This window comes from Trichococcus flocculiformis (assembly GCF_900113645.1).
GTDB lineage: Bacteria > Bacillota > Bacilli > Lactobacillales > Aerococcaceae > Trichococcus > Trichococcus flocculiformis.
This window is the reverse complement of record NZ_FOQC01000001.1, coordinates 34135-52992: the sequence shown is the minus strand read 5'-3', so window position 1 is coordinate 52992 and position 18858 is coordinate 34135. Positions and strand designations below refer to the sequence as shown.

The following is an 18858-nucleotide window of genomic DNA, read 5'->3' as shown; positions in this document are numbered from 1 at the left end:
TTGTGGGTGGAGTTACATATCTGCACTCTCAAATTTTTGTTCGATCGCAAAATAAAAAGCTTGCAAACAAGAACAGATGTTCTTATAATAAAGACACAAGACAAACACACGTTCGGAGGAACATACATGCAAAACTACATCTACCCAGTATCCACTAATAATGAGAATCCTTCAAATAAATCATACTTGCGCCCGCTCTCATCCGTCCATTCCATCAATGAAGCCATCTTGGACAAAGTAATGCCGATTCATCAAGTTATCCGTTTTGCTAACCAGGCTTTTGAAAATAACAACCCTGTGTATGTCGTGATTGAAGAAAAGCATGGACCGAAATCGTATACCAGATCACTCGTTTGGGGTTCTTTCAATTCCCGCGTAACTCCAAAAAGACAAATCATGTTCACAACTGCCGATAAAAAAGTGACTTATCTACTGAACATCAGTCAAGTCTTGGCTATCCAACTTGGTTAAATTCAATCAGTTGGTGGCATACCCATCTATAGAAATCAGGAGCACAAGGTAAAGTCATTAACGTAAAAAACTATGACAACTGAAACAAGCGAGAATGCATCTCACACAATTGCATTCTCGCTTGTTTTGACTGCTTGTGGGCCTTTCTTCTGAATTCTGATTGTCGATCAATTTCCATACGCTTTCGGTCTACAGTATCGGTGAAAGTAATCTGGAAAAAGCTTGCTTGAATTTCCGCCCCTTCGACTGTTTTGCGAAATAATCATGGGTTGCACGGATGCAACTCTTCTGATCTTCATCAAAATTTGCGATTAATTCTTCAGCTACGTCACGATCGTAAATAAAAGCGTTGATCTCAAAATTCAATTTGAAACTGCGCACATCCATATTTGCCGTGCCTACCGATACAATTTCATCATCGACCACCATCACCTTTGAATGCAGGAAACCATTCTGGTACATATAGACTTCCGCACCGTACTCGACGATGTCTTTGGCAAAATACTCCGTTGCCCGATAGACGAAAGGATGATCCGGCTTCGAGGGTATCATGATTTTGACTTTTACACCGGATAGGACTGCGATTTTGAGCATTTCATGCAGACTCTCGTCAGGTATAAAATAAGGAGTCTGTATATAAATGGATTCTTTAGCTTGGCTGATCATCTTCAAGAAACCCATCTTGATCGTCTGATCTTCGTCATCCGGTCCACTTGCCACAATTTGCATGGCCGTGTTACCTTTTTTATCGGCGATCGGGAAATAGGCTTCTGCATAATCTTTCCTGTTCTTTTCTTTGGCAACCGCATTCCAGTCCATGAAGAAACGGCTCTGAAGCGTCAAGACTGCATTGCCTTCTATTTTCATATGCGTATCCCTCCATTCGCCGAGTTCCCCTTTCCCTAGATACTCATCGCCTATATTGAACCCGCCGAGATAAGCAACTTTTGCATCCACTACCATTATTTTGCGATGATTCCGATAGTTCATCCGCAAATTAACGAAAGGTATTTTTGAACCAAAAAATACTTCCGTCTTTCCGCCTAATTTTTCAAGATTATTGAAAAATCTCGGATCATTCCCTCTGCAGCCCATTGCATCGTAAACGACCAGAACCTCAATTCCAGCTGCCGCCCTGTCTTCCAACGCCGACAGAATCCGCTTCCCCAAGTCGTCCGAGCGAAAAGTATAATAAAGCATATGCACATGATCTTCTGCTTTATAGATGTCCTGCACAAGGGAATCGAAAACATCTGTGCCAGTTTTGAATATTTCAACTTTATTCCCTTTCGTCAAAATGGATTCATCACTTTCCAGGAACAGGATAGCTGTTTTTTGTGCATAGTCGGTTTCGACCAAACCTTGCGCCAGATCCTCATCCTCCAACATTTCAATCTGGACCTTCGCCAACTGGGACATGCCCAAGCTTTTTTGCGTGCGCATATCATAGATGTTTTCTTTTGACATCTTTTTCCCTATAAAGAGGTAGATGATGAAACCCGCCACCGGCAAGAGGTTTAACGTCAACAGCCAGGCCCAGGTGGCAGCGACATCTCTTTTTTCTTTAAAGACGGTGATGATTGCACCAATTGTATTTAAAACGATGATTGCCGTAAATATCATTGACCAAATACCCATAAGACCACTCCAAATCAATAAAATGACAAAACATGTTACCTACATATCATAGCACACGAGCCCACAAAAACAGAAAGGCGAAGACCGGATAATTCAAATCCGTCCTTCGCCTTCTATTTTTTAATCATTTAATAGTTTCGATTTTTCTTTTCTGCTCAGGAAACGGCTGCCTTTTGGAATGTACGCTTTAGGAGCGAATTTTGCAATCAACACCAGAACGACTGCGCTGACGGCAAAAGTTGCCGCAAACGATAGCGCTTGTTCCGGAAGAAAATGCGCAAAAGCAGAAACACCAGCTGGAACTGCTTCCTCACTGAGGAATATGTCCGAGATCAGCACCCAGACAAAATAGACAAGCGTTCCGAAAAAGGATGCCGTCACTATATTCAAGGCTGCATTCGGGAAACGTTTATTGTTCAATGTGCGTTGCGTGAATTTCGCGAAAAAACCGGCGATGCCCACGAAAACGAACGGTGCGGCTTGGTTCAGGATATCTGCAGCAACATCCGCTCCCTCTCCTTTGAGCGCAAACAAAACGAGGCCGGTCAGTATTCCAGAAACCAGTCCAAGCAATATTCCTCTGCGGAGAGAAATGAAAAGCAACGGCAACAAAGCAAAAACAATAGTGTATTCTCCAAATGGCATGGCCACATATGCCAAGGCGATTGCGAGGACAGCAAACAGAGCTGCCTCGATCCAAGCCTTCGTACTATTAGAACCCATAAAGATGAATCTCTCCTTTTCAACAACGATCCGTTTCATTGCCTTTACGGCAAACGGGCATCAGCTCTTCTTCTGATAATTGGATGCTTCCATGATGATCGGTAAAATGACCGGTTTGCGCTTCGTCTTTTCAAAAAGATAACGGCTCAACGAATCACGTATCTCTTGTTTTAACTTGGCCCAATCAAAGTCTTTCGTGTGCAGGTTATCTTCCACTACTTCCCGGACGATATTCGAACTTTCTTTGACAAGCTCTTCACTCGCCTTCATATAGACGAAACCACGCGAAACGATTTCCGGACCCGACAAAATTTTGTTCAATCTTCTGGAGATCGTCACAACGACCACGAAGATCCCATCCTCCGATAATAGTTTACGGTCGCGCAAGACAATGTTGCCGATATCGCCAACCCCGATCCCATCGATCAGAACATTCCCGGCTGGGACCTGTCCCGTCATGTGCATACGGCCTTTGGCATATTCGATCACGTCACCTTTACCAGGGATGAAAATATTTTTGAACGGAATGCCGACTTCATTCGCCAATTGGGCATGTGCAGCTTGCATTCGGTATTCACCTTGGACAGGCACGAAATAAGTAGGTCTCAGTAGGTTGATCATCAATTTCAGATCGTTCGGCGAAGCATGTCCGGATGCTTTGTATGTTCCTGATATTTCACGCACGGACGCACCGGCACGATAAATCAAATTTTTGGTTTTTGCGACTGTCGTTTCCATAGCTGTTGAAGGTGTAGTCGTGATATAAACCAAATCACCCTCTTTAAGGTTCACTTGCTTGTGTCTGCCTTTGGACATCCGCTGCAAAGCTTCCAAGGGTTCCCCACTGTTGCCGGTTTCCAGAATCAACACTTGACCATCACGGTAATCATTGATGTTCTTCACATTCACAAGCAGATCTGGAGTCGGCAAGACCAGTTTCCCCAATTTCATGGCGACATCGACTGTTTCAACCAAAGTCGGTCCTGTCAAAAAGATTTTACGATTCGCTTGGAGAGCGACATCAAAAACTTGCTGGATGCGCAAAATGTTGCTTGCAACACAGGAGACGATGATACGGCCTTCAGCGTTGATGAAAGTATCCAGCATTTCTTCTTCAATCTTGCGGTCACTGACGTTTTCCGTAGTCGATTCGGCATCACCGGAATCGCTCAACAGCGCCAATACTCTGCCTTCTCCGATATCCGTAATTTTGCCGTAATCGGTCTGATACATCGGGGATGCACTTTGATCAAACTTGAAATCACCTGTATAGACGACACTGCCTTCTTCCGTCTTCACACAGATCCCTACAGAATCAGGGATGGTATGCGTGGTTCTGAAGAACCGGACACTGGTGTTTTCGAATTCAATTTCGGTGTTCTCATCGATAACGTGATAATCCTCAAATCCCGTAGCCAATCCGGTGGAATCGACCGCCAATTTAGCCAACGCAATCGTCAATCCTGTACCGAACACGGGTGCATCGATATTCTGCAACAAATAAGGCAATGCTCCTACGGCATCCGCATGACCATGCGTCAGGAAAATACCCGCTATCTTATTTTTGTTTTCCTCCAGGTAACTAAAATCAGGGATGACGACGTCAATTCCCAATAATTCATTTTCCGGATAAAGAAGACCGCAATCCAATACAAAAATTAAATCGTCCACTTCCACTAAATACATGTTTTTACCGCTTTCTCTCACACCTCCGAGAGAAATTATTCTTACTTTACTCATTGTACCACCTCTTATTTTTCAGCTTTCTATGCTGTTATCTATATTGATCGTTTGAATGCCTTCCTCCGTATTTTCGTCCCTGAAAATCAGCGCAGCTACTTTGCCGAATTGTCTTCAGAGTCTACAAGCGAATGCGTTTTCTTCGCATCCGGCTAAACGTGACCGATATCCTCTCTGTTACATTATACATGATTATCGGCAAAATTGTAGCATTTGCTTCAGTTTCTGTTCCGGTTTTCTGAAAGTGTGAGAAAAGCGGGACAAGCCCGGTCTGCCTCGAAAGAAATTTAGGAAATCTGGCCCTGAATGAGCATCGCAGAGCGCAATGGGTCAGATTTATCTAATTTCCGAGAGGCAGGCTTGGACCGCTAGACAATATCTTAGATGCATCAAACATTTTGCAAGTGTGTGGAACACTTACATTGAAGCACTCTACAAGTTAAAATGTAAAATAAATTTCTGCACGAAAAAAGACCTGCCAAAAGGAACGGAACGGGAACGAGGTTTAACCAAACACCCTTCCCAGTCCATCCTTTGACAGGCCCAGTCATATCCGATTCTTCAGTTGACGAGGCTTTGCTCATCCGTTATTCAAAGGTTCTACAGTAGACCCATTTCAATCATTTTTTCCGCAATCTGCACAGAATTCCAAGCAGCGCCCTTCAATAGATTATCGGAAACAACCCACATATGGAAACCATTGTCGACATCCACATCTTTACGGATACGTCCGACAAATGTTTCATTCTTTCCGACTGATTCACGTGCTGTGGGATAAACTTGATTAGCTGTGTCATCCTGAAGCACAACTCCTGGAGCATCTTTCAACACTTCCCAGATATCTGCGACAGAAACGTTTTTGTCGTCCACTTCGAAATAGACGGATTCCGAGTGTCCGGACATTACAGGGATACGCACACAGGTAGCAGAGACTTTAATTTCGTTGTCTCCCATGATTTTTTTAGTTTCATTGATCATTTTCCACTCTTCATACGTGTAGCCGCCTTCGCTGAACACATCAATTTGCGGTAAAGCATTGAATGCGATCGGGAAATGCTTCTTATCGCCACCACAAGGTAAAATATTCGCAACCGGCTCTTCACCGTTCAGGACTGCTTGGGTTTGAGCTTTCAATTCTTCCAATGCATGCAATCCTGCGCCACTTACCGCTTGATACGTGGAAACGATGACACGATCCAAACCAAACTTTTCACGGAGTGGTTGCAAAGCTACCACCATCTGAATAGTGGAACAGTTTGGGTTAGCGATCAGTCCTTTATGTTTGCGCAAGTCTTCCGGATTCACTTCAGGAACAACCAATGGCGTTTCCGGATCCATACGAAAAGCACTCGTATTGTCGATGACAACGGCTCCAGCTTTGATCGCGGCAGGGGAGAATTGCTTCGTTATGCCACCCCCAGCGCTGAATAATGCAATGTCGATGCCTTCAAATGACTCGTCAGTCGTTTCCTCAATCTGCAGTTCCTGTCCTCGGAATGTCTTAACTTTCCCAGCAGAACGTTTAGAAGCCAACAACTTCAGACTTTTTATCGGAAAAGAAGCATTCTCCAACAAGCCCAGCATTTTTTCTCCAACGGCACCCGTAGCACCTACAATGGCAACATTATACTCTTTCATCATTGATCCCTCACTCATTCATTTTCTGTATTACCTATTTTTTAGGATTTAAAGATCCTTCACTTAAGCATTTTACCACACTTTATTAGAATTTTTTAATCTATTTTTTATTTACGTAAAAAACATTCCAATCAGAGTCCTTATCGAAGGTCTCTGATTGGAATGCGAAATGGATACTGATTTAGTTTTATCCGTTTAGACGCTCATAAGCTATGCCTTTATTTGTCTAAAACGGAAATACGGGTATTAATAAGGCTATTAATCCAAACGGACTCTCCCATCCTCCTGCAGAATGGATTCGATTTTTTTCTGGATTTCTTCCCTGGTATGTACATTCTTATTTTCGCATTCGAAGGCTTCATCCCCGCAAATCATGCACTTTCTCGGTTCATAGCCAATTTCCATTCGCTGCACCTCGATCATCTTGCCTTCTTCGAGATAGAATACATTGATCGTGAACAGCTGCCCGAGTAAACTGCCGTCTTCTATCATGATGGCGGCTTGCTTCACGGCTGTTGGATAGGTATCAACGACAACAAAGTACTCTGGTCCTGTATCCAAATCCATCAATTTTTCATAAGTAACTTTCCACTTATTTTTTTGGATTGCATTTTTAACTTCTTGGATACCGATTTCAGAAATTTGTCTTACGATGGCATTATATTTAACGGGTCCAGGAATATTGCATTTAAGGGAGATCAATGTCTGATTTGCGTTCGTCTTGCTGATTTCCTCTTCAAAAAAGGCACGTTGTTCCCTTGAAGCCAACACTTCTTTAAGCGTCGGCATTTGACCCTGCGAGAAAATAGATTCTGGCACCATTGCACTCATCCTTTACTGTTTTATTGTTGTTTCCTTCTGTCAAATGGAACCAGATCAGCCACTTTGCTGCTTGCTCCGTTTGATTTCTCTGCTTCTTCGCGCTGTCCGAGTATCGATTTTGTGCTTATTTGTGATTGAGCAACAGGTTTTTCGATAATATTGATGATACCATTCTTTGTTACAAAAACTTACACAGAAGCTTCACGAACTACACAAAAAATTTAAAAGCGCTTACATTAACGAGGACGATATAGGTAAAAAATATATCTGTTTACTGTTGGCGTAAAAATATATTTCTCTTTACCTTATAATAACGCTTTTATGAAAAAAATTCATTGATTTAATATTAAAATCTATAATTAATCAATATTACTCTACAAGTCAGGATTATTAGAATAATTGTGGCAAGCTTTTTATCACTTATCTGGCCCAAGTCTACCGCCAACAAAAAACAGGCATTCCCTTTGTGGGGGAGTGCCTGTTTTTCCGCTTCAAAACAGCCTTTAGAAGTTTTTCTTTACAGAAGAGTGTTCTGAACCGTTTCAATTTATAACCAGCAGTTTATTTTTCTTCCTTAGGCAATAACGCTTTACGGGAAAGATTGATTCTGCCTTGTCTGTCGATTTCGATGACCTTGACTTTCACTTTGTCTCCGATGGCTAGGACATCTTCAACTTCTTTGACACGCTCGTTAGCCAATTCAGATATATGGACCATGCCATCTTTGCCTTTTGTGATTCCAACGAATGCACCGAATTTTTCGATACGTTTTACAGTACCCTCGTAGATTTCACCGACCTTGACTTCATGCGTCAACTCTTCGATGATTTGTTTAGCGCGGGCGATCATCGCAGTATCAGCTGAAGCGATGCTCACGTTACCTTCTTGATTGATGTCGATCTTCACGCCGGTTTCTTCGATGATGCTGTTGATTGTATCTCCGCCTTTACCAATGACGACTTTGATCTTATCTGGTTTGATTTGCATCATTTCGATCTTCGGAGCATACTGGGACAGTTCTTCGCGTGGGGCTGCAATCGTGCTGGTCAGCTCAGCAAGGATTTCCATCCGCGCTTTCTTCGCTTGCATCAACGCTTCAGTCAGGATTTGTTCTGTGATCCCCTGGATTTTGATGTCCATCTGCAACGCAGTGATACCTTCGCTTGTTCCGGCAACTTTGAAGTCCATGTCGCCCAAGTGATCTTCAAGTCCTTGGATGTCCGTCAAAACTGTATAGTTTTCGCCTTCCATCACTAAGCCCATCGCGATACCCGCTACCGGTGCTTTGATCGGCACACCCGCATCCATCATTGCCAACGTACTGGCACAGATGCTTGCTTGTGAAGAGGACCCGTTGGATTCCAATACTTCCGAAACCAAACGGATTGTGTAAGGGAACTCAGCTTCTGTCGGGATAACTTGTTTCAACGCACGTTCACCCAAAGCACCATGGCCGATTTCGCGGCGTCCAGGACTTCCTGCTCTACCAGTGCTGCCGACCGAGAATTGCGGGAAATTGTAATGGTGGATGAATCGCTTGCTGTCGACCATGCCAAGGCCGTCGATGATCTGATGTTCGCCCAGTGGAGCCAATGTACAAGTAGACAACGCTTGCGTCTGTCCACGCGTGAACAAGCCGGAACCGTGTACGCGCGGTAATAAGCCGACTTCGGAAGCCAATGAACGGATTTCATCGATTTTTCGGCCATCTGGACGGATTTTGTCGACTGTGATCAAACGGCGCACTTCGTCTTTTTCCATGTCTTCCACGATTTGGCGTACTTCTTTGGAGATTTGAGCAAAGTTGGCGTCATCCAGATACTTTTCGTTGAAGAACAAGATTGCTTCAGCTTTCACATCTTCAATAGCGGCTTCACGAGCCAATTTTTCTTCTGTCATGATGGCTGTCGTCATTTTTTCACCGTAAGCAGTGGTCACTTCCGCCACAAGTTCAGGGTTTAAAGTCAAAAGCTTGACGGTCATTTTTTCCTTGCCGACTTCGGCTACGATTTTATCTTGGAAATCGCACAATTCCTGGATTGCTTTGTGGCCGAACATCAATGCCCCAAGCATATCTTCTTCATTAACCATCGCAGCGCTACTCTCAACCATGTTGATGGCAACTCTCGAACCGGCTACGGTCAACTCGATATCGGATGCTTCATTTTGTGGAGCGGTTGGATTCAAAACATATTCGCCGTCTACACGGCCAACATTCACTCCAGCGATCGGTCCGTAGAACGGAATGTCGGAAATCGCCAATGCCAATGAAGAACCGAACATGGCAGCCATTTCCGGTGCGCAATCCTGTTCAACGGACATAACAACGTTTGTGATCTGCACTTCGTTGCGGAACCCTTCAGGGAACATCGGACGAATCGGACGGTCAATCAAACGTGCAGTCAATGTTGCGTTTTCACTTGGACGACCTTCACGCTTGATGAATCCTCCAGGTATTTTACCGACTGCATACATTTTTTCTTCATAGTTCACAGTCAATGGGAAGAAATCGGTATCTTTTGGTTCTCTTGAACCGACAGCAGCCGTCAATACGACAGTATCCCCGTATCTGACCAATACCGCACCATTGGCTTGCTTAGCCAATTGGCCGATTTCGACTTGCAGCAAACGACCTGCCCAGTCCATTTGGAACACTTTTTTTTCTGACATGTTATCATTCTCCTTTTGCGATGCTTCCCATCTACCAACTACTAAACAAATGTCAACCTACCGACGCTTATAAGCTCACATTTGTATAGTAGCGGTCTGTAGAGCGGGAGCCTCATTCCATTATAGCTGATTGCTCAGCATTTTTGCACTCATTGTCCGAAAAATCCCAAAAAATAAGCGAGATTCACAGTGGAATCTCGCTTAATATGTCTTAGCCACGAAATTAACGACGCAAACCTAATCTTTGGATCAGTTCACGGTAGCGTGCAACGTCTTTGTTGCGCAAGTAAGCCAACAAGTTACGACGGTGTCCAACTTTTTTCATCAAACCACGGTAAGAATGGTGGTCTTTTTTATGAACGCGTGCATGCTCGTTCAAGTGGTTGATTTCATACGTAAGAACTGCAATTTGCACTTCAGGGGATCCAGTGTCTCCTTCGTGAATAGCGTATTCTTTGATGATTTCATTTTTAAGTTCTTTTGAAATTGCCATTTTTTTCACCTCTTTCATAAAGTTACCTTTAACTGAGTAGAACGTTGGTGAATCGTTTAACCAAGTTGAAGGTCGTATATATAATACAAGGATTATTTTATCGTAATTCCTTACCGATTGCAAGTGAAAATCACTTTTTTTATAATCCTTTGTATTCGGCTTTCAGCTCCAGTACCATATCACGGATTTCGGCAGCTTTTTCAAAATTGAGGGCTTTTGCCGCTTCCCGCATATCCCGGTCCAGTTGATCGAGTGCTTCGCGGCGTTGTTCCATCGTCATTGCTTTATAGATGCTTAGAATGCTTACGTCACCGTCGCCTTCTTCAGGAGCGTGAGAGATACGGATGCGATCACGCACTTCTTTGATGATTGTTTTTGGCGTGATACCATGCTTAACATTGTAGGCTTCCTGCGTCGCACGGCGCCTGTTGGTTTCGTTAATCGCCCGCTCCATGGAATCTGTTATGCGGTCTGCGTACATGATTACTTTTCCGTTCTCGTTTCTTGCTGCTCGACCAATTGTCTGAACAAGTGAACGTTCACTGCGCAGAAAACCCTCTTTATCGGCATCCAAGATGGCAACGAGCGAAACCTCGGGAACATCCAGCCCTTCTCTTAACAGATTGATACCGATCAACACATCAAATTCTCCCAAACGGAGATTACGGATGATTTCCGCTCGCTCCATCGTTTTGATTTCGCTGTGCAGATAATTTACCTTGATGCCGACTTCCTTCAGATAATCAGTCAAATCTTCGGACATCTTCTTCGTCAAAGTTGTGATGAAGACCCGCTCATTCCGTTCGACGCGCAAATTGATTTCACTAATCAGATCATCGATCTGACCTTTGATTGGCCGCACTTCCACAATCGGATCCAATAAACCGGTGGGACGGATGATCTGTTGGGCAACATATGGGCTTTGTTCATACTCGTATGGGCCAGGGGTCGCTGAAATATAAATGATCTGGTTGACCCGCTCCTCGAATTCCTTCAACGTCAATGGGCGATTGTCCAAAGTACTCGGGAGACGGAAGCCGTATGCCACCAACTGTTCCTTTCGCGAACGGTCTCCGTTGTACATGCCGCGAATTTGAGACATCGTGATGTGCGACTCGTCGATGACGGTCAAATAATCATCCGGGAAAAAATCAAGCAACGTATACGGAGGTTCTCCGGGAGCACGCCCGTCCATATGTCTGGAATAATTTTCGATTCCGTTGCAATATCCCATTTCCATCAACATTTCCATGTCGTAGTTGGTGCGTTGCTCCAACCGTTGGGCTTCCAATAGTTTATTTTCAGCGCGCAACACCTTCAGGCGATCTTTCAATTCTGCCCGAATCATATCGACGGCATGCAAGGTTTTTTCTTCATTCGCCACAAAGTGAGTGGCTGGGAAAACAGGAAAATGGTCGACATCGTTCTTGATTTCTCCGGTCAGCACATCCACTTCTCTGATCCGATCGATTTCATCACCAAAAAATTCGACTCGAATGGCCTCGTTGTCGCGGGATGCCAGAAAAATTTCAACAACGTCCCCGCGCACACGGAACGTTCCACGCCGAAAATCGATATCATTGCGTTCAAACTGCATTTCAACAAGCCTGCGCAATAGTTCATTCCGTTCCATCTCCATTCCTTGCCTTAACGATAGCGTATGCTCTTTGTAGTCCAACGGGTTCACCAGACCATAGATGCAGGAAACGGAAGCGACCACAATCACGTCGTGCCTTTCCAACAAGGAACTGGTGGCAGAATGACGAAGTTTATCGATTTCATCGTTTACGCTGGATTCTTTCTCTATATAAGTGTCACTCGAGGGAACATACGCTTCGGGTTGATAATAGTCATAGTAGCTGACAAAATACTCGACGGCGTTATTCGGAAAAAACTCCTTCAATTCGCCATACAGTTGACCTGCCAGCGTTTTATTATGCGCTATGACGAGCGTTGGCTTGTTCACTGCTTGGATGACGTTTGCTACCGAAAAAGTCTTGCCGGTCCCCGTAGCACCCAGCAACGTTTGCGCCCGTCTGCCCAGATTCAACCCATCAACAAGCTCTTTGATGGCTTCCGGCTGATCCCCGCTTGGTTTGTATGGGGAAACTAATTCAAAATGATCTTTCATAATAGCTGATTCACCTCTTCACTCACTGTTACAATTATTTTACCACCCAAACATACTTTCGTACACTCTGGAGTCTTTACCATGGCCTTGGCTGATTCTGACGCAAAAATTACGAAATATGTGTACAGAAATTCCGTGTCGCAAGGAATAAAAGGGAATCTCTTTCATTTTTTATTGCACAACCCCTCAAAATTATGTATAATATGGCATGTTGGCAAAACAGCCTAATAGTTATAGAAATAAGGAAAGAGGGGTGAACCCAATGCCAAATATCGATTCAGCAATCAAACGTGTTCGCACTAGCGAAAAAGCTAACCTAAAAAACAACGCTCAAAAGAGCGCTATGCGTTCAGCTATCAAGAAATTTGAAGCTGCAGTAGCAGAAGGCGCTGAAAATAGCGAAGAATTATTGAAGGCAGCAGTTAAATCTATCGATTCAGCAGCTTCTAAAAACTTAATTCATCAAAACAAAGCGTCTCGCGACATTTCTCGTTTAACTAAAAAATTAGCAAAATAATTTTTTGATTTAAGAGACTTCAAAACGTAAGGCCGAAGACAGACCCGCTTAGCTGGTCCGTCTTCGGCCTTTTTCGTATGATTTTTCACTGCTTGGGCATTGCGTTTGCGTAGCGGATCAGAAATAACTCAAATTGTATTTCCTTCAGCCCTTGCCCTGTCTTCATGTTGTATTCCGTCTCGACCAATCCCTGAAAAGCATCCGCCAGGACTTTTTCGGATAGGTGCCTCACTTGTTGGAAAGCAAGTTTCACACGATAAGGATGGACCTTCAATACTTTGGTGATGTCGGTTTGTTGGTACCCATTTTTTGAAAGCAGCTTCACTTGCAGCAACAACCGGAATTGCCCTAAAAGGATAGCGTTGACTTTGATAGGTTCTTCTTTTTGGAGCAATAGATCCCGATAGATCTGGATAGCCAGACACGTGTTCTTGTTCAGAACCTGTGTCACCAATTCAAATATATTCTGTTCCAGATTTCGAGGAATCAAGTCGATCACCATTTGTTTGGTGATTTTTTTGTCTTCAAATCCAGAAAGAAATAGCTTGGGCAACTCTCTCATTCCCCGCGACAGTTGATTTTCGATCCGCTCGTAAAATAATTCGAGTGCGTCGCGGTTCATCTGGTAACCTTCATTTTTGATCATGTCCCCTAAAAATTTACGGGCTTCTTTCTCCGCTAATGGAGAAACATCCACAGTGACAGCCTTCTTCGTCAAAAGTTTTGCTATTTTTTTTCTGCTGTCCAATTTTTCGTAAGGCGCAAAAATAGCCAGAACCGTTGAAGGCGCCGGATTCTCCAGATAGCTCTCCAGCCAACCAAGATCATGTTCCAGTCCATTTTTGGGTTTTTCGGCCGTCAAAAAGAGCGGATTCTCGATAATGACCAAACGTCTTTCCCCAAAAAAAGGCAGCGACTCCGCATCTTCAAGAGCCCGATCCAACAACGTCCCATCCATATTGAATATGCCGACATTCAAATCCTTGTCGGCTTCGTCAACCACCGTACGCAGCAACAGCTGCTTCGCTTCTTCTATAAAAAAATCTTCTTTGCCCAAAAATAAATAGACCGGCTGAAGCTGACCTTTTTTTATTTTGGACATCTCCGTTGTATAATTCACGTTTGGACCACCATTCATCATTTTTATTTTTTGTTCTCCAAAATGGTTCGCCATTCTGTTTCTTCTGACCCATACAAAAAGTGGATAGCGCCCTGTCGATCCGTACGAAATATAGGGATATTCCGCAATTCCAGACGTTCCAGTATTTGCGCATCCGGATGTCCATACCGGTTCTGTTTTCCAGCCGATATCAAGGCCAATTCAGGTTGGACATGATCCAAGAAACCTTCCGAACTGGATGTTGCGCTACCGTGATGACCTATTTTCAGGACATCGGTCTTCAGATCAGGATAAGTCCGCATCAGCACCTCTTCACCTTCTTCTCCGAGATCGCCTGTGAACAACCAATCCAAACCGCCTATGCTGGTTTGGATGACCAATGAATCCTCATTTCCGCCTTCACCCGGCGCTAAAGGTGCCAGGATGTGAAAAACAAAATCGGCATCAATCTCTAGATCGACCTTGCCCAATAAAGGGAAGAGACCCACTTGATGCTGGCTTTGCAGTTCAAGGAGCACTGCGGCGAAAGCCGCATTCCCCTCCGCTCCTTTAGGGAAATAAACCGCATCGATCGGCAACCCTTCGGCTAGTTCCCGCAACGAACCGACATGATCCTGATCGGCATGCGTCAGAAAGACCCTGTCCAATTTTTTCACGCCTTCCGCTTTTATGATCGACACAAGCTTTTCGCCGGCGGTGGTCGCTGTTTCTCGGACTTGCCAGGTTTCTTTTTCAAAAGTCAGCATGCCACCCGTATCTATAAGCACAGCCCGACGATGAAAAGGCGTTATGATCAAAATGGCATCCCCCTGCCCCACATCAAGCATGACGACTTTTCCGGAAGGATCAAGCTGATGGGCGAAAAAAAACAAACCGACCGCCGCCATCAGGAAACCGAGCACCCGGATATCCCTTTGTTTCTTTTCAACGCTCAGCAAGAGCAGAATCAAAGCGATCCAGACCAGCGCAAAATAAACAGCGGGTGGTCTTCCAGTAACCAATGACGCGAAATCCAAATCCGCGGCTGCTCCAGCGAAGTTTTCCAGCAAGGTGAGCAAGCTATCGGACACGGTGCAAAGCAATCCCAGCAACGGAGTTCCCGGAAAAAAAAGCACGACAAAGAACAACAACCAAAACAGCGGAAAAAGCAACCAAGAAAAAAAGAACGAAAAGATCACATTCACAAAAATCCCGAGCCACGAAACCTCAAAAAAATGATAGGCGACGACCGGAAAGGACGCCAATGTCATCAGTGCCGTCAAACAGACGTCCTTCAATAGCCCGTTCATTTCCCATTCCGAGCTGACCGGAGCCACGAAATACAATACTCCGGCCAAAAGATAGCTCAATTGAAAACTTGCCGAATAAATCAGCAGCGGATTGTATAAAACAACAATCATCACCGTAAGCGCAAAGGCATCCTTCGCTTCAATCCGATGCCCAGTGATTTTCCCCATCAAAAGAATAAAATGCGTGCAGATAGCCCGGAAGACACCGATTCCCCATCCGGTCAATACGCCATAAGCGAGCAGAAACACAACCAGCAGCTTATTTGTGGTCTCGTGGCTGACTTTCATCCGCAGCAGGATAAAGCGCGCCTGGGTCAACAAGAGCTGGATATGCATACCGGAGATGGAAAAAAGATGCAATAAACCGATCCCGCGATAGGCATCCAAAGTGTCCCCCGCAATAGCATGCGACTGATTGAATAACATGGTTTGGATGTAGTCGGTCGTCTGGACAGCAGGCAACTTTTCCAACATCAAGATGATGGATCTCCTGATGCTGCTTGGCCAGGCCCGGAAAGAACGATCCTCGCTCCGGAACTGCATCGCTTCGACCGTGACGACCCAATGGATGCTTTTCGCATTCAGATAATCCTCAAAATCAAATTGGTGCAGATTCCGTTCAGCTTCCGGCTCCTCCAGCCGGACTGTGGCAACGACCTGCTGGGGAAATCGCTGTTGTTCCCAATTGAACTTCTCCTCTTGCGTTTCGATCGTGTAATAGAAATAAACGGTTTCTTCCTTGTCTTCCGATTGCAACAAGGCTTCCCCTGTCAACAAATCGCCGTTGATCCGCATATCGTTCGGGTCCAACTGGAGCGCAGCCGTTCTGATTCTCTCCGCTTCCGGATAAGTGAACTCAGATGCATTTGACCAGTAATGGAGCAACAAGCTTGCAAGTGTTGCGATCACAACCGCGCCAGCAATAATATTCAGACTCTTTTCTTGCATTAAAATGAGACGAACAAACATAACGATTAGCAGTAACCATGCAAAATAATTATTTTTGTCGAAACCAATTATAGTTATCGGGAAGACGAGCAAGGCAGGCAAAAGCAGATAGCCTTTAATGGTCAGTCATGATGACCGCAACAAGCAGCAGAGTCATCATCTTGTTGATCTTTTCGTTTCAGTAATTGATAAAAATAATCCGGATCGAGGGGGACTTGTTCATAAGGAATATCCATTGCATCCAAAAGATGAATGGCATAGGAGTCATTGTGATAGTCTTCCAAATAGTAGATTTTCTTGATCCCAGCCTGCAAAATCATCTTCGTGCATTGTAGACAAGGAAAATGCGTCACATATATTTCCGCATCCTCTGTCTGGGCGCCGAATTTGGCGCACTGGAGGATTGCATTCATTTCCGCGTGGATAGTGCGGACACAATGCCCATTCACGACATAGCAGCCCTCATCGATACAGTGCACATCGCCGGAAACACTCCCGTTGTATCCTCCGGCTATGATGCGCTTGTCCCTGACGATTGTGGCTCCGACCTCCAAGCGTTTACATGTGCTCCGCAGCGAGAGCAATACGCTTTGTGCCATAAAATATTGATTCCAAGGAATTCTTTCCATGCAGTAGTTACCTCCATCCATATATAAAATTAAGTATACAAGAGCTGCTCTCTTGATTCAATTTTATTTTGCGCCGACCGTGATTAGATCTTTTAACCCCTCGAAGGTTTTTTCACCAATTCCTGAAACTTCCATTATATCCTCGATCGTCTGGAAAGAGCCGTTCTCTTCACGGTACGCGATGATGAGCGCGGCTTTTTTTTCACCAATGCCATTCAATGTTTGCAGCAATACCGCATCCGCCGTATTGATGTCCACTTTCTCGGTTCCAGCCACCCCATTTCCGCTCTCTTGTTCGGCCAGCGGATTTTCCGCCACCGTAATCGGCCGATCCGCTTCTTCCCCGACAGCAGGAATATAGATGACCATCTGATCCGCAACACGCTGTGATAGATTCACTGTGTCGGCATCAGCCGTTTCACTCAAGCCACCCGCCAAATCAATGATGTCAATGACGCGCATATCGGCCTCAGCCCGGTATACACCCGGATTTTTTACGGCCCCTTTGATGTCGACGATGATAATTTCCTGGACCGGCTCCGACTCTTCCGGCTGCTCTGGCGACTGATTAGACTCAGCAGCGCTTACCGCCAGGTAGGTTTCATCCAACAGCAGCTCCCCTGTGTCGGTTCCTGCCGTGCTGCCGTATATCAATCTGCCCAAGCCAAAGAGACATAGGGCGATAAACATAAACAAGACGGCAAACCGGATCACTTCCTGTTTATGACAAGCAAGCCATTCCCGAATAGCATCCAAACTATCCCTCCTTTCGCATCCATTGACAACATACGCAAAAAGACGCAGAAACATTCAGCCGTCCGAAATAATGATCCATCTGCTCACCAAAACAAAAAGGTTGGGAAAAGAACCCAACGGCTCCTCTTCCAACCTTATGCAAATACTCGATTCACTCCGATATTTTTTTACCCTTGAACGCGCTGTCCTGGAATTTCTGAAGGATAGCGGCGTTGATGTTGGCCGGCACCAAGGTGGATACATCCCCGCCGAACATCGCGACTTCCTTGATCAGGCTGGAACTGAGGTAGCGATAGTTTTCCGAAGACAACAGGATCACCGTCTCCAGATCTGGGGCCTGCAACTTGTTCATCGAGGCAATGCTGTGCTCATACTCGAAATCCTTCACGTTTCGCACCCCTCGCAAAAGCGCGCAGGCGCCGACATCCCTTGCCATTTCAATGGTAAGCCCCCCGGTATGGCGGACGACGCGGACCTGCGGAAAGTCACGCAAAGCTTCGGCGACCAACCGGATTCTTTCCTCACCGTCAAATAAAGACTGCTTGGATGTGTTGGTCGATACTGCAACAACGATTTCGTCGAAAACAATCGCTGCACGCGAAATCGTATCGATGTGCCCGTTCGTCAAAGGGTCAAAACTCCCCGCAAATAGCGCTGTTTTTTTCATGGGATCACCCTTCCTGATTGTAGTCGAACATTTCGATAGCGATGGTCCCATAAACGGCACGTTTCCATTTTCCGTACGGGCCGATCTGTTCAGGCAACGTATTTTCTTTTGCCATTTCACAGACAAATACGGTCTCTTCATTGACCAATTGCAAGGCGATCATTTCATTGATGTCAGCAACTGTCTTTTCATCAGCATACGGCGGATCAAGAAAGACCAGCGCAAATTGTATATTCGGATTTTCCACCGCGAAGACACGCAGATTTTTCCGCGCATCACCTGCATAAATAGTGAATTTCTCCGCTTCTTTCGTGATTGCGATATTTTCCTTGATCGTATCAAGTGCTTTTCGGTTCTTTTCGAACAACACCGCTCGATCGATCCCGCGGGATACTGCTTCGATCGATAAGCCCCCGCTGCCCGCGAACATGTCCAAGCTGACTCCGCCTTCAAAAAATGGACCGATGATGTTGAACAAGGACTCTTTTACCTTATCCGTTGTTGGCCGCGTATTGCTGTCAGGAACGCTTTTTAATCTGCGTCCTTTATATTCTCCTGCGATAACCCGCATCTGCACTCACCTACAAAAAGTATTTTTTATTTCCG

General features: G+C 45.0%; 16 protein-coding genes. 2 read left to right on the top strand and 14 right to left on the bottom strand.

Features of this window, described 5'->3' with window-relative positions; translation table 11 throughout:
* The first annotated feature begins 126 nt into the window (after positions 1 to 126).
* Positions 127 to 471, top strand: a complete 345-nt coding sequence (locus BMZ71_RS00230; RefSeq protein WP_068562174.1) for a hypothetical protein — start codon at positions 127 to 129, stop codon at positions 469 to 471.
* Between the two features lie 189 nt (positions 472 to 660).
* On the opposite strand, the gene cls is transcribed toward BMZ71_RS00230, so the two are convergent.
* The 8 genes from cls to uvrB all read right to left on the bottom strand — a co-directional run bounded on the left by cls (position 661) and on the right by uvrB (position 12326).
* On the bottom strand, positions 661 to 2109 hold the full coding sequence (cls, locus tag BMZ71_RS00225) for a cardiolipin synthase (RefSeq protein ID WP_086988403.1): 1449 nt from the start codon (positions 2107 to 2109) through the stop codon (positions 661 to 663).
* Positions 2110 to 2229: 120 nt separating this feature from the next.
* Positions 2230 to 2832: an energy-coupled thiamine transporter ThiT gene (locus BMZ71_RS00220; protein ID WP_177187437.1), complete on the bottom strand. Its 603-nt coding sequence runs from the start codon at positions 2830 to 2832 to the stop codon at positions 2230 to 2232.
* Positions 2833 to 2892: 60 nt separating this feature from the next.
* Positions 2893 to 4572 carry a ribonuclease J gene (locus BMZ71_RS00215; protein WP_086988401.1) on the bottom strand — a complete coding sequence of 560 codons (1680 nt, stop codon included), beginning with the start codon at positions 4570 to 4572 and terminating at the stop codon, positions 2893 to 2895.
* Positions 4573 to 5172: 600 nt separating this feature from the next.
* Positions 5173 to 6213 carry an aspartate-semialdehyde dehydrogenase gene (locus BMZ71_RS00210; protein ID WP_086988400.1) on the bottom strand — a complete coding sequence of 347 codons (1041 nt, stop codon included), beginning with the start codon at positions 6211 to 6213 and terminating at the stop codon, positions 5173 to 5175.
* Positions 6214 to 6468: 255 nt separating this feature from the next.
* Positions 6469 to 7032, bottom strand: coding sequence for a citrate lyase holo-[acyl-carrier protein] synthase (gene citX, locus BMZ71_RS00205; protein ID WP_068562179.1), 564 nt, complete (start codon positions 7030 to 7032; stop codon positions 6469 to 6471).
* 561 nt (positions 7033 to 7593) lie between these two features.
* Complete coding sequence (gene pnp, locus BMZ71_RS00200; protein ID WP_086988399.1) at positions 7594 to 9702, bottom strand: polyribonucleotide nucleotidyltransferase; 2109 nt, start codon at positions 9700 to 9702, stop codon at positions 7594 to 7596.
* A gap of 223 nt (positions 9703 to 9925) precedes the next feature.
* A complete protein-coding gene (rpsO, locus tag BMZ71_RS00195; protein ID WP_068562194.1) occupies positions 9926 to 10195 on the bottom strand; it encodes a 30S ribosomal protein S15 in 270 nt (89 codons plus the stop codon).
* Positions 10196 to 10334: 139 nt separating this feature from the next.
* On the bottom strand, positions 10335 to 12326 hold the full coding sequence (uvrB, locus tag BMZ71_RS00190; protein WP_086988398.1) for an excinuclease ABC subunit UvrB: 1992 nt from the start codon (positions 12324 to 12326) through the stop codon (positions 10335 to 10337).
* Between the two features lie 262 nt (positions 12327 to 12588).
* Here uvrB and rpsT point away from each other — a divergent pair, with 262 nt between their 5' ends.
* A complete protein-coding gene (gene rpsT, locus BMZ71_RS00185; RefSeq protein ID WP_068562182.1) occupies positions 12589 to 12843 on the top strand; it encodes a 30S ribosomal protein S20 in 255 nt (84 codons plus the stop codon).
* Positions 12844 to 12928: 85 nt separating this feature from the next.
* Here rpsT and holA read toward each other — a convergent pair whose 3' ends face one another.
* The 6 genes from holA to rsmD form a co-directional block, all read right to left on the bottom strand.
* Complete coding sequence (holA, locus tag BMZ71_RS00180; protein WP_086988443.1) at positions 12929 to 13963, bottom strand: DNA polymerase III subunit delta; 1035 nt, start codon at positions 13961 to 13963, stop codon at positions 12929 to 12931.
* Between the two features lie 23 nt (positions 13964 to 13986).
* Positions 13987 to 16161: a DNA internalization-related competence protein ComEC/Rec2 gene (locus tag BMZ71_RS00175; RefSeq protein WP_177187436.1), complete on the bottom strand. Its 2175-nt coding sequence runs from the start codon at positions 16159 to 16161 to the stop codon at positions 13987 to 13989.
* Between the two features lie 161 nt (positions 16162 to 16322).
* Complete coding sequence (locus BMZ71_RS00170) at positions 16323 to 16829, bottom strand: ComE operon protein 2 (protein WP_068562184.1); 507 nt, start codon at positions 16827 to 16829, stop codon at positions 16323 to 16325.
* 63 nt (positions 16830 to 16892) lie between these two features.
* A complete protein-coding gene (locus BMZ71_RS00165) occupies positions 16893 to 17585 on the bottom strand; it encodes a helix-hairpin-helix domain-containing protein (RefSeq protein WP_245734351.1) in 693 nt (230 codons plus the stop codon).
* Positions 17586 to 17736: 151 nt separating this feature from the next.
* A complete protein-coding gene (gene coaD / locus BMZ71_RS00160; RefSeq protein WP_068562185.1) occupies positions 17737 to 18252 on the bottom strand; it encodes a pantetheine-phosphate adenylyltransferase in 516 nt (171 codons plus the stop codon).
* A gap of 4 nt (positions 18253 to 18256) precedes the next feature.
* Positions 18257 to 18823: a 16S rRNA (guanine(966)-N(2))-methyltransferase RsmD gene (rsmD, locus tag BMZ71_RS00155; protein WP_086988396.1), complete on the bottom strand. Its 567-nt coding sequence runs from the start codon at positions 18821 to 18823 to the stop codon at positions 18257 to 18259.
* Positions 18824 to 18858: the final 35 nt, after the last annotated feature.

What these genes read in the sequence shown, in the direction of transcription:
- BMZ71_RS00230 (WP_068562174.1), top strand. Translation starts at nt 127, where the DNA reads ATGCAAAACTACATCTACCCAGTATCCACTAATAATGAGAATCCTTCA.
- cls (WP_086988403.1), bottom strand. Translation starts at nt 2,109, where the DNA reads ATGGGTATTTGGTCAATGATATTTACGGCAATCATCGTTTTAAATACA.
- BMZ71_RS00220 (WP_177187437.1), bottom strand. Translation starts at nt 2,832, where the DNA reads ATGGGTTCTAATAGTACGAAGGCTTGGATCGAGGCAGCTCTGTTTGCT.
- BMZ71_RS00215 (WP_086988401.1), bottom strand. Translation starts at nt 4,572, where the DNA reads ATGAGTAAAGTAAGAATAATTTCTCTCGGAGGTGTGAGAGAAAGCGGT.
- BMZ71_RS00210 (WP_086988400.1), bottom strand. Translation starts at nt 6,213, where the DNA reads ATGATGAAAGAGTATAATGTTGCCATTGTAGGTGCTACGGGTGCCGTT.
- citX (WP_068562179.1), bottom strand. Translation starts at nt 7,032, where the DNA reads ATGGTGCCAGAATCTATTTTCTCGCAGGGTCAAATGCCGACGCTTAAA.
- pnp (WP_086988399.1), bottom strand. Translation starts at nt 9,702, where the DNA reads ATGTCAGAAAAAAAAGTGTTCCAAATGGACTGGGCAGGTCGTTTGCTG.
- rpsO (WP_068562194.1), bottom strand. Translation starts at nt 10,195, where the DNA reads ATGGCAATTTCAAAAGAACTTAAAAATGAAATCATCAAAGAATACGCT.
- uvrB (WP_086988398.1), bottom strand. Translation starts at nt 12,326, where the DNA reads ATGAAAGATCATTTTGAATTAGTTTCCCCATACAAACCAAGCGGGGAT.
- rpsT (WP_068562182.1), top strand. Translation starts at nt 12,589, where the DNA reads ATGCCAAATATCGATTCAGCAATCAAACGTGTTCGCACTAGCGAAAAA.
- BMZ71_RS00170 (WP_068562184.1), bottom strand. Translation starts at nt 16,829, where the DNA reads ATGGAAAGAATTCCTTGGAATCAATATTTTATGGCACAAAGCGTATTG.
- coaD (WP_068562185.1), bottom strand. Translation starts at nt 18,252, where the DNA reads ATGAAAAAAACAGCGCTATTTGCGGGGAGTTTTGACCCTTTGACGAAC.
- rsmD (WP_086988396.1), bottom strand. Translation starts at nt 18,823, where the DNA reads ATGCGGGTTATCGCAGGAGAATATAAAGGACGCAGATTAAAAAGCGTT.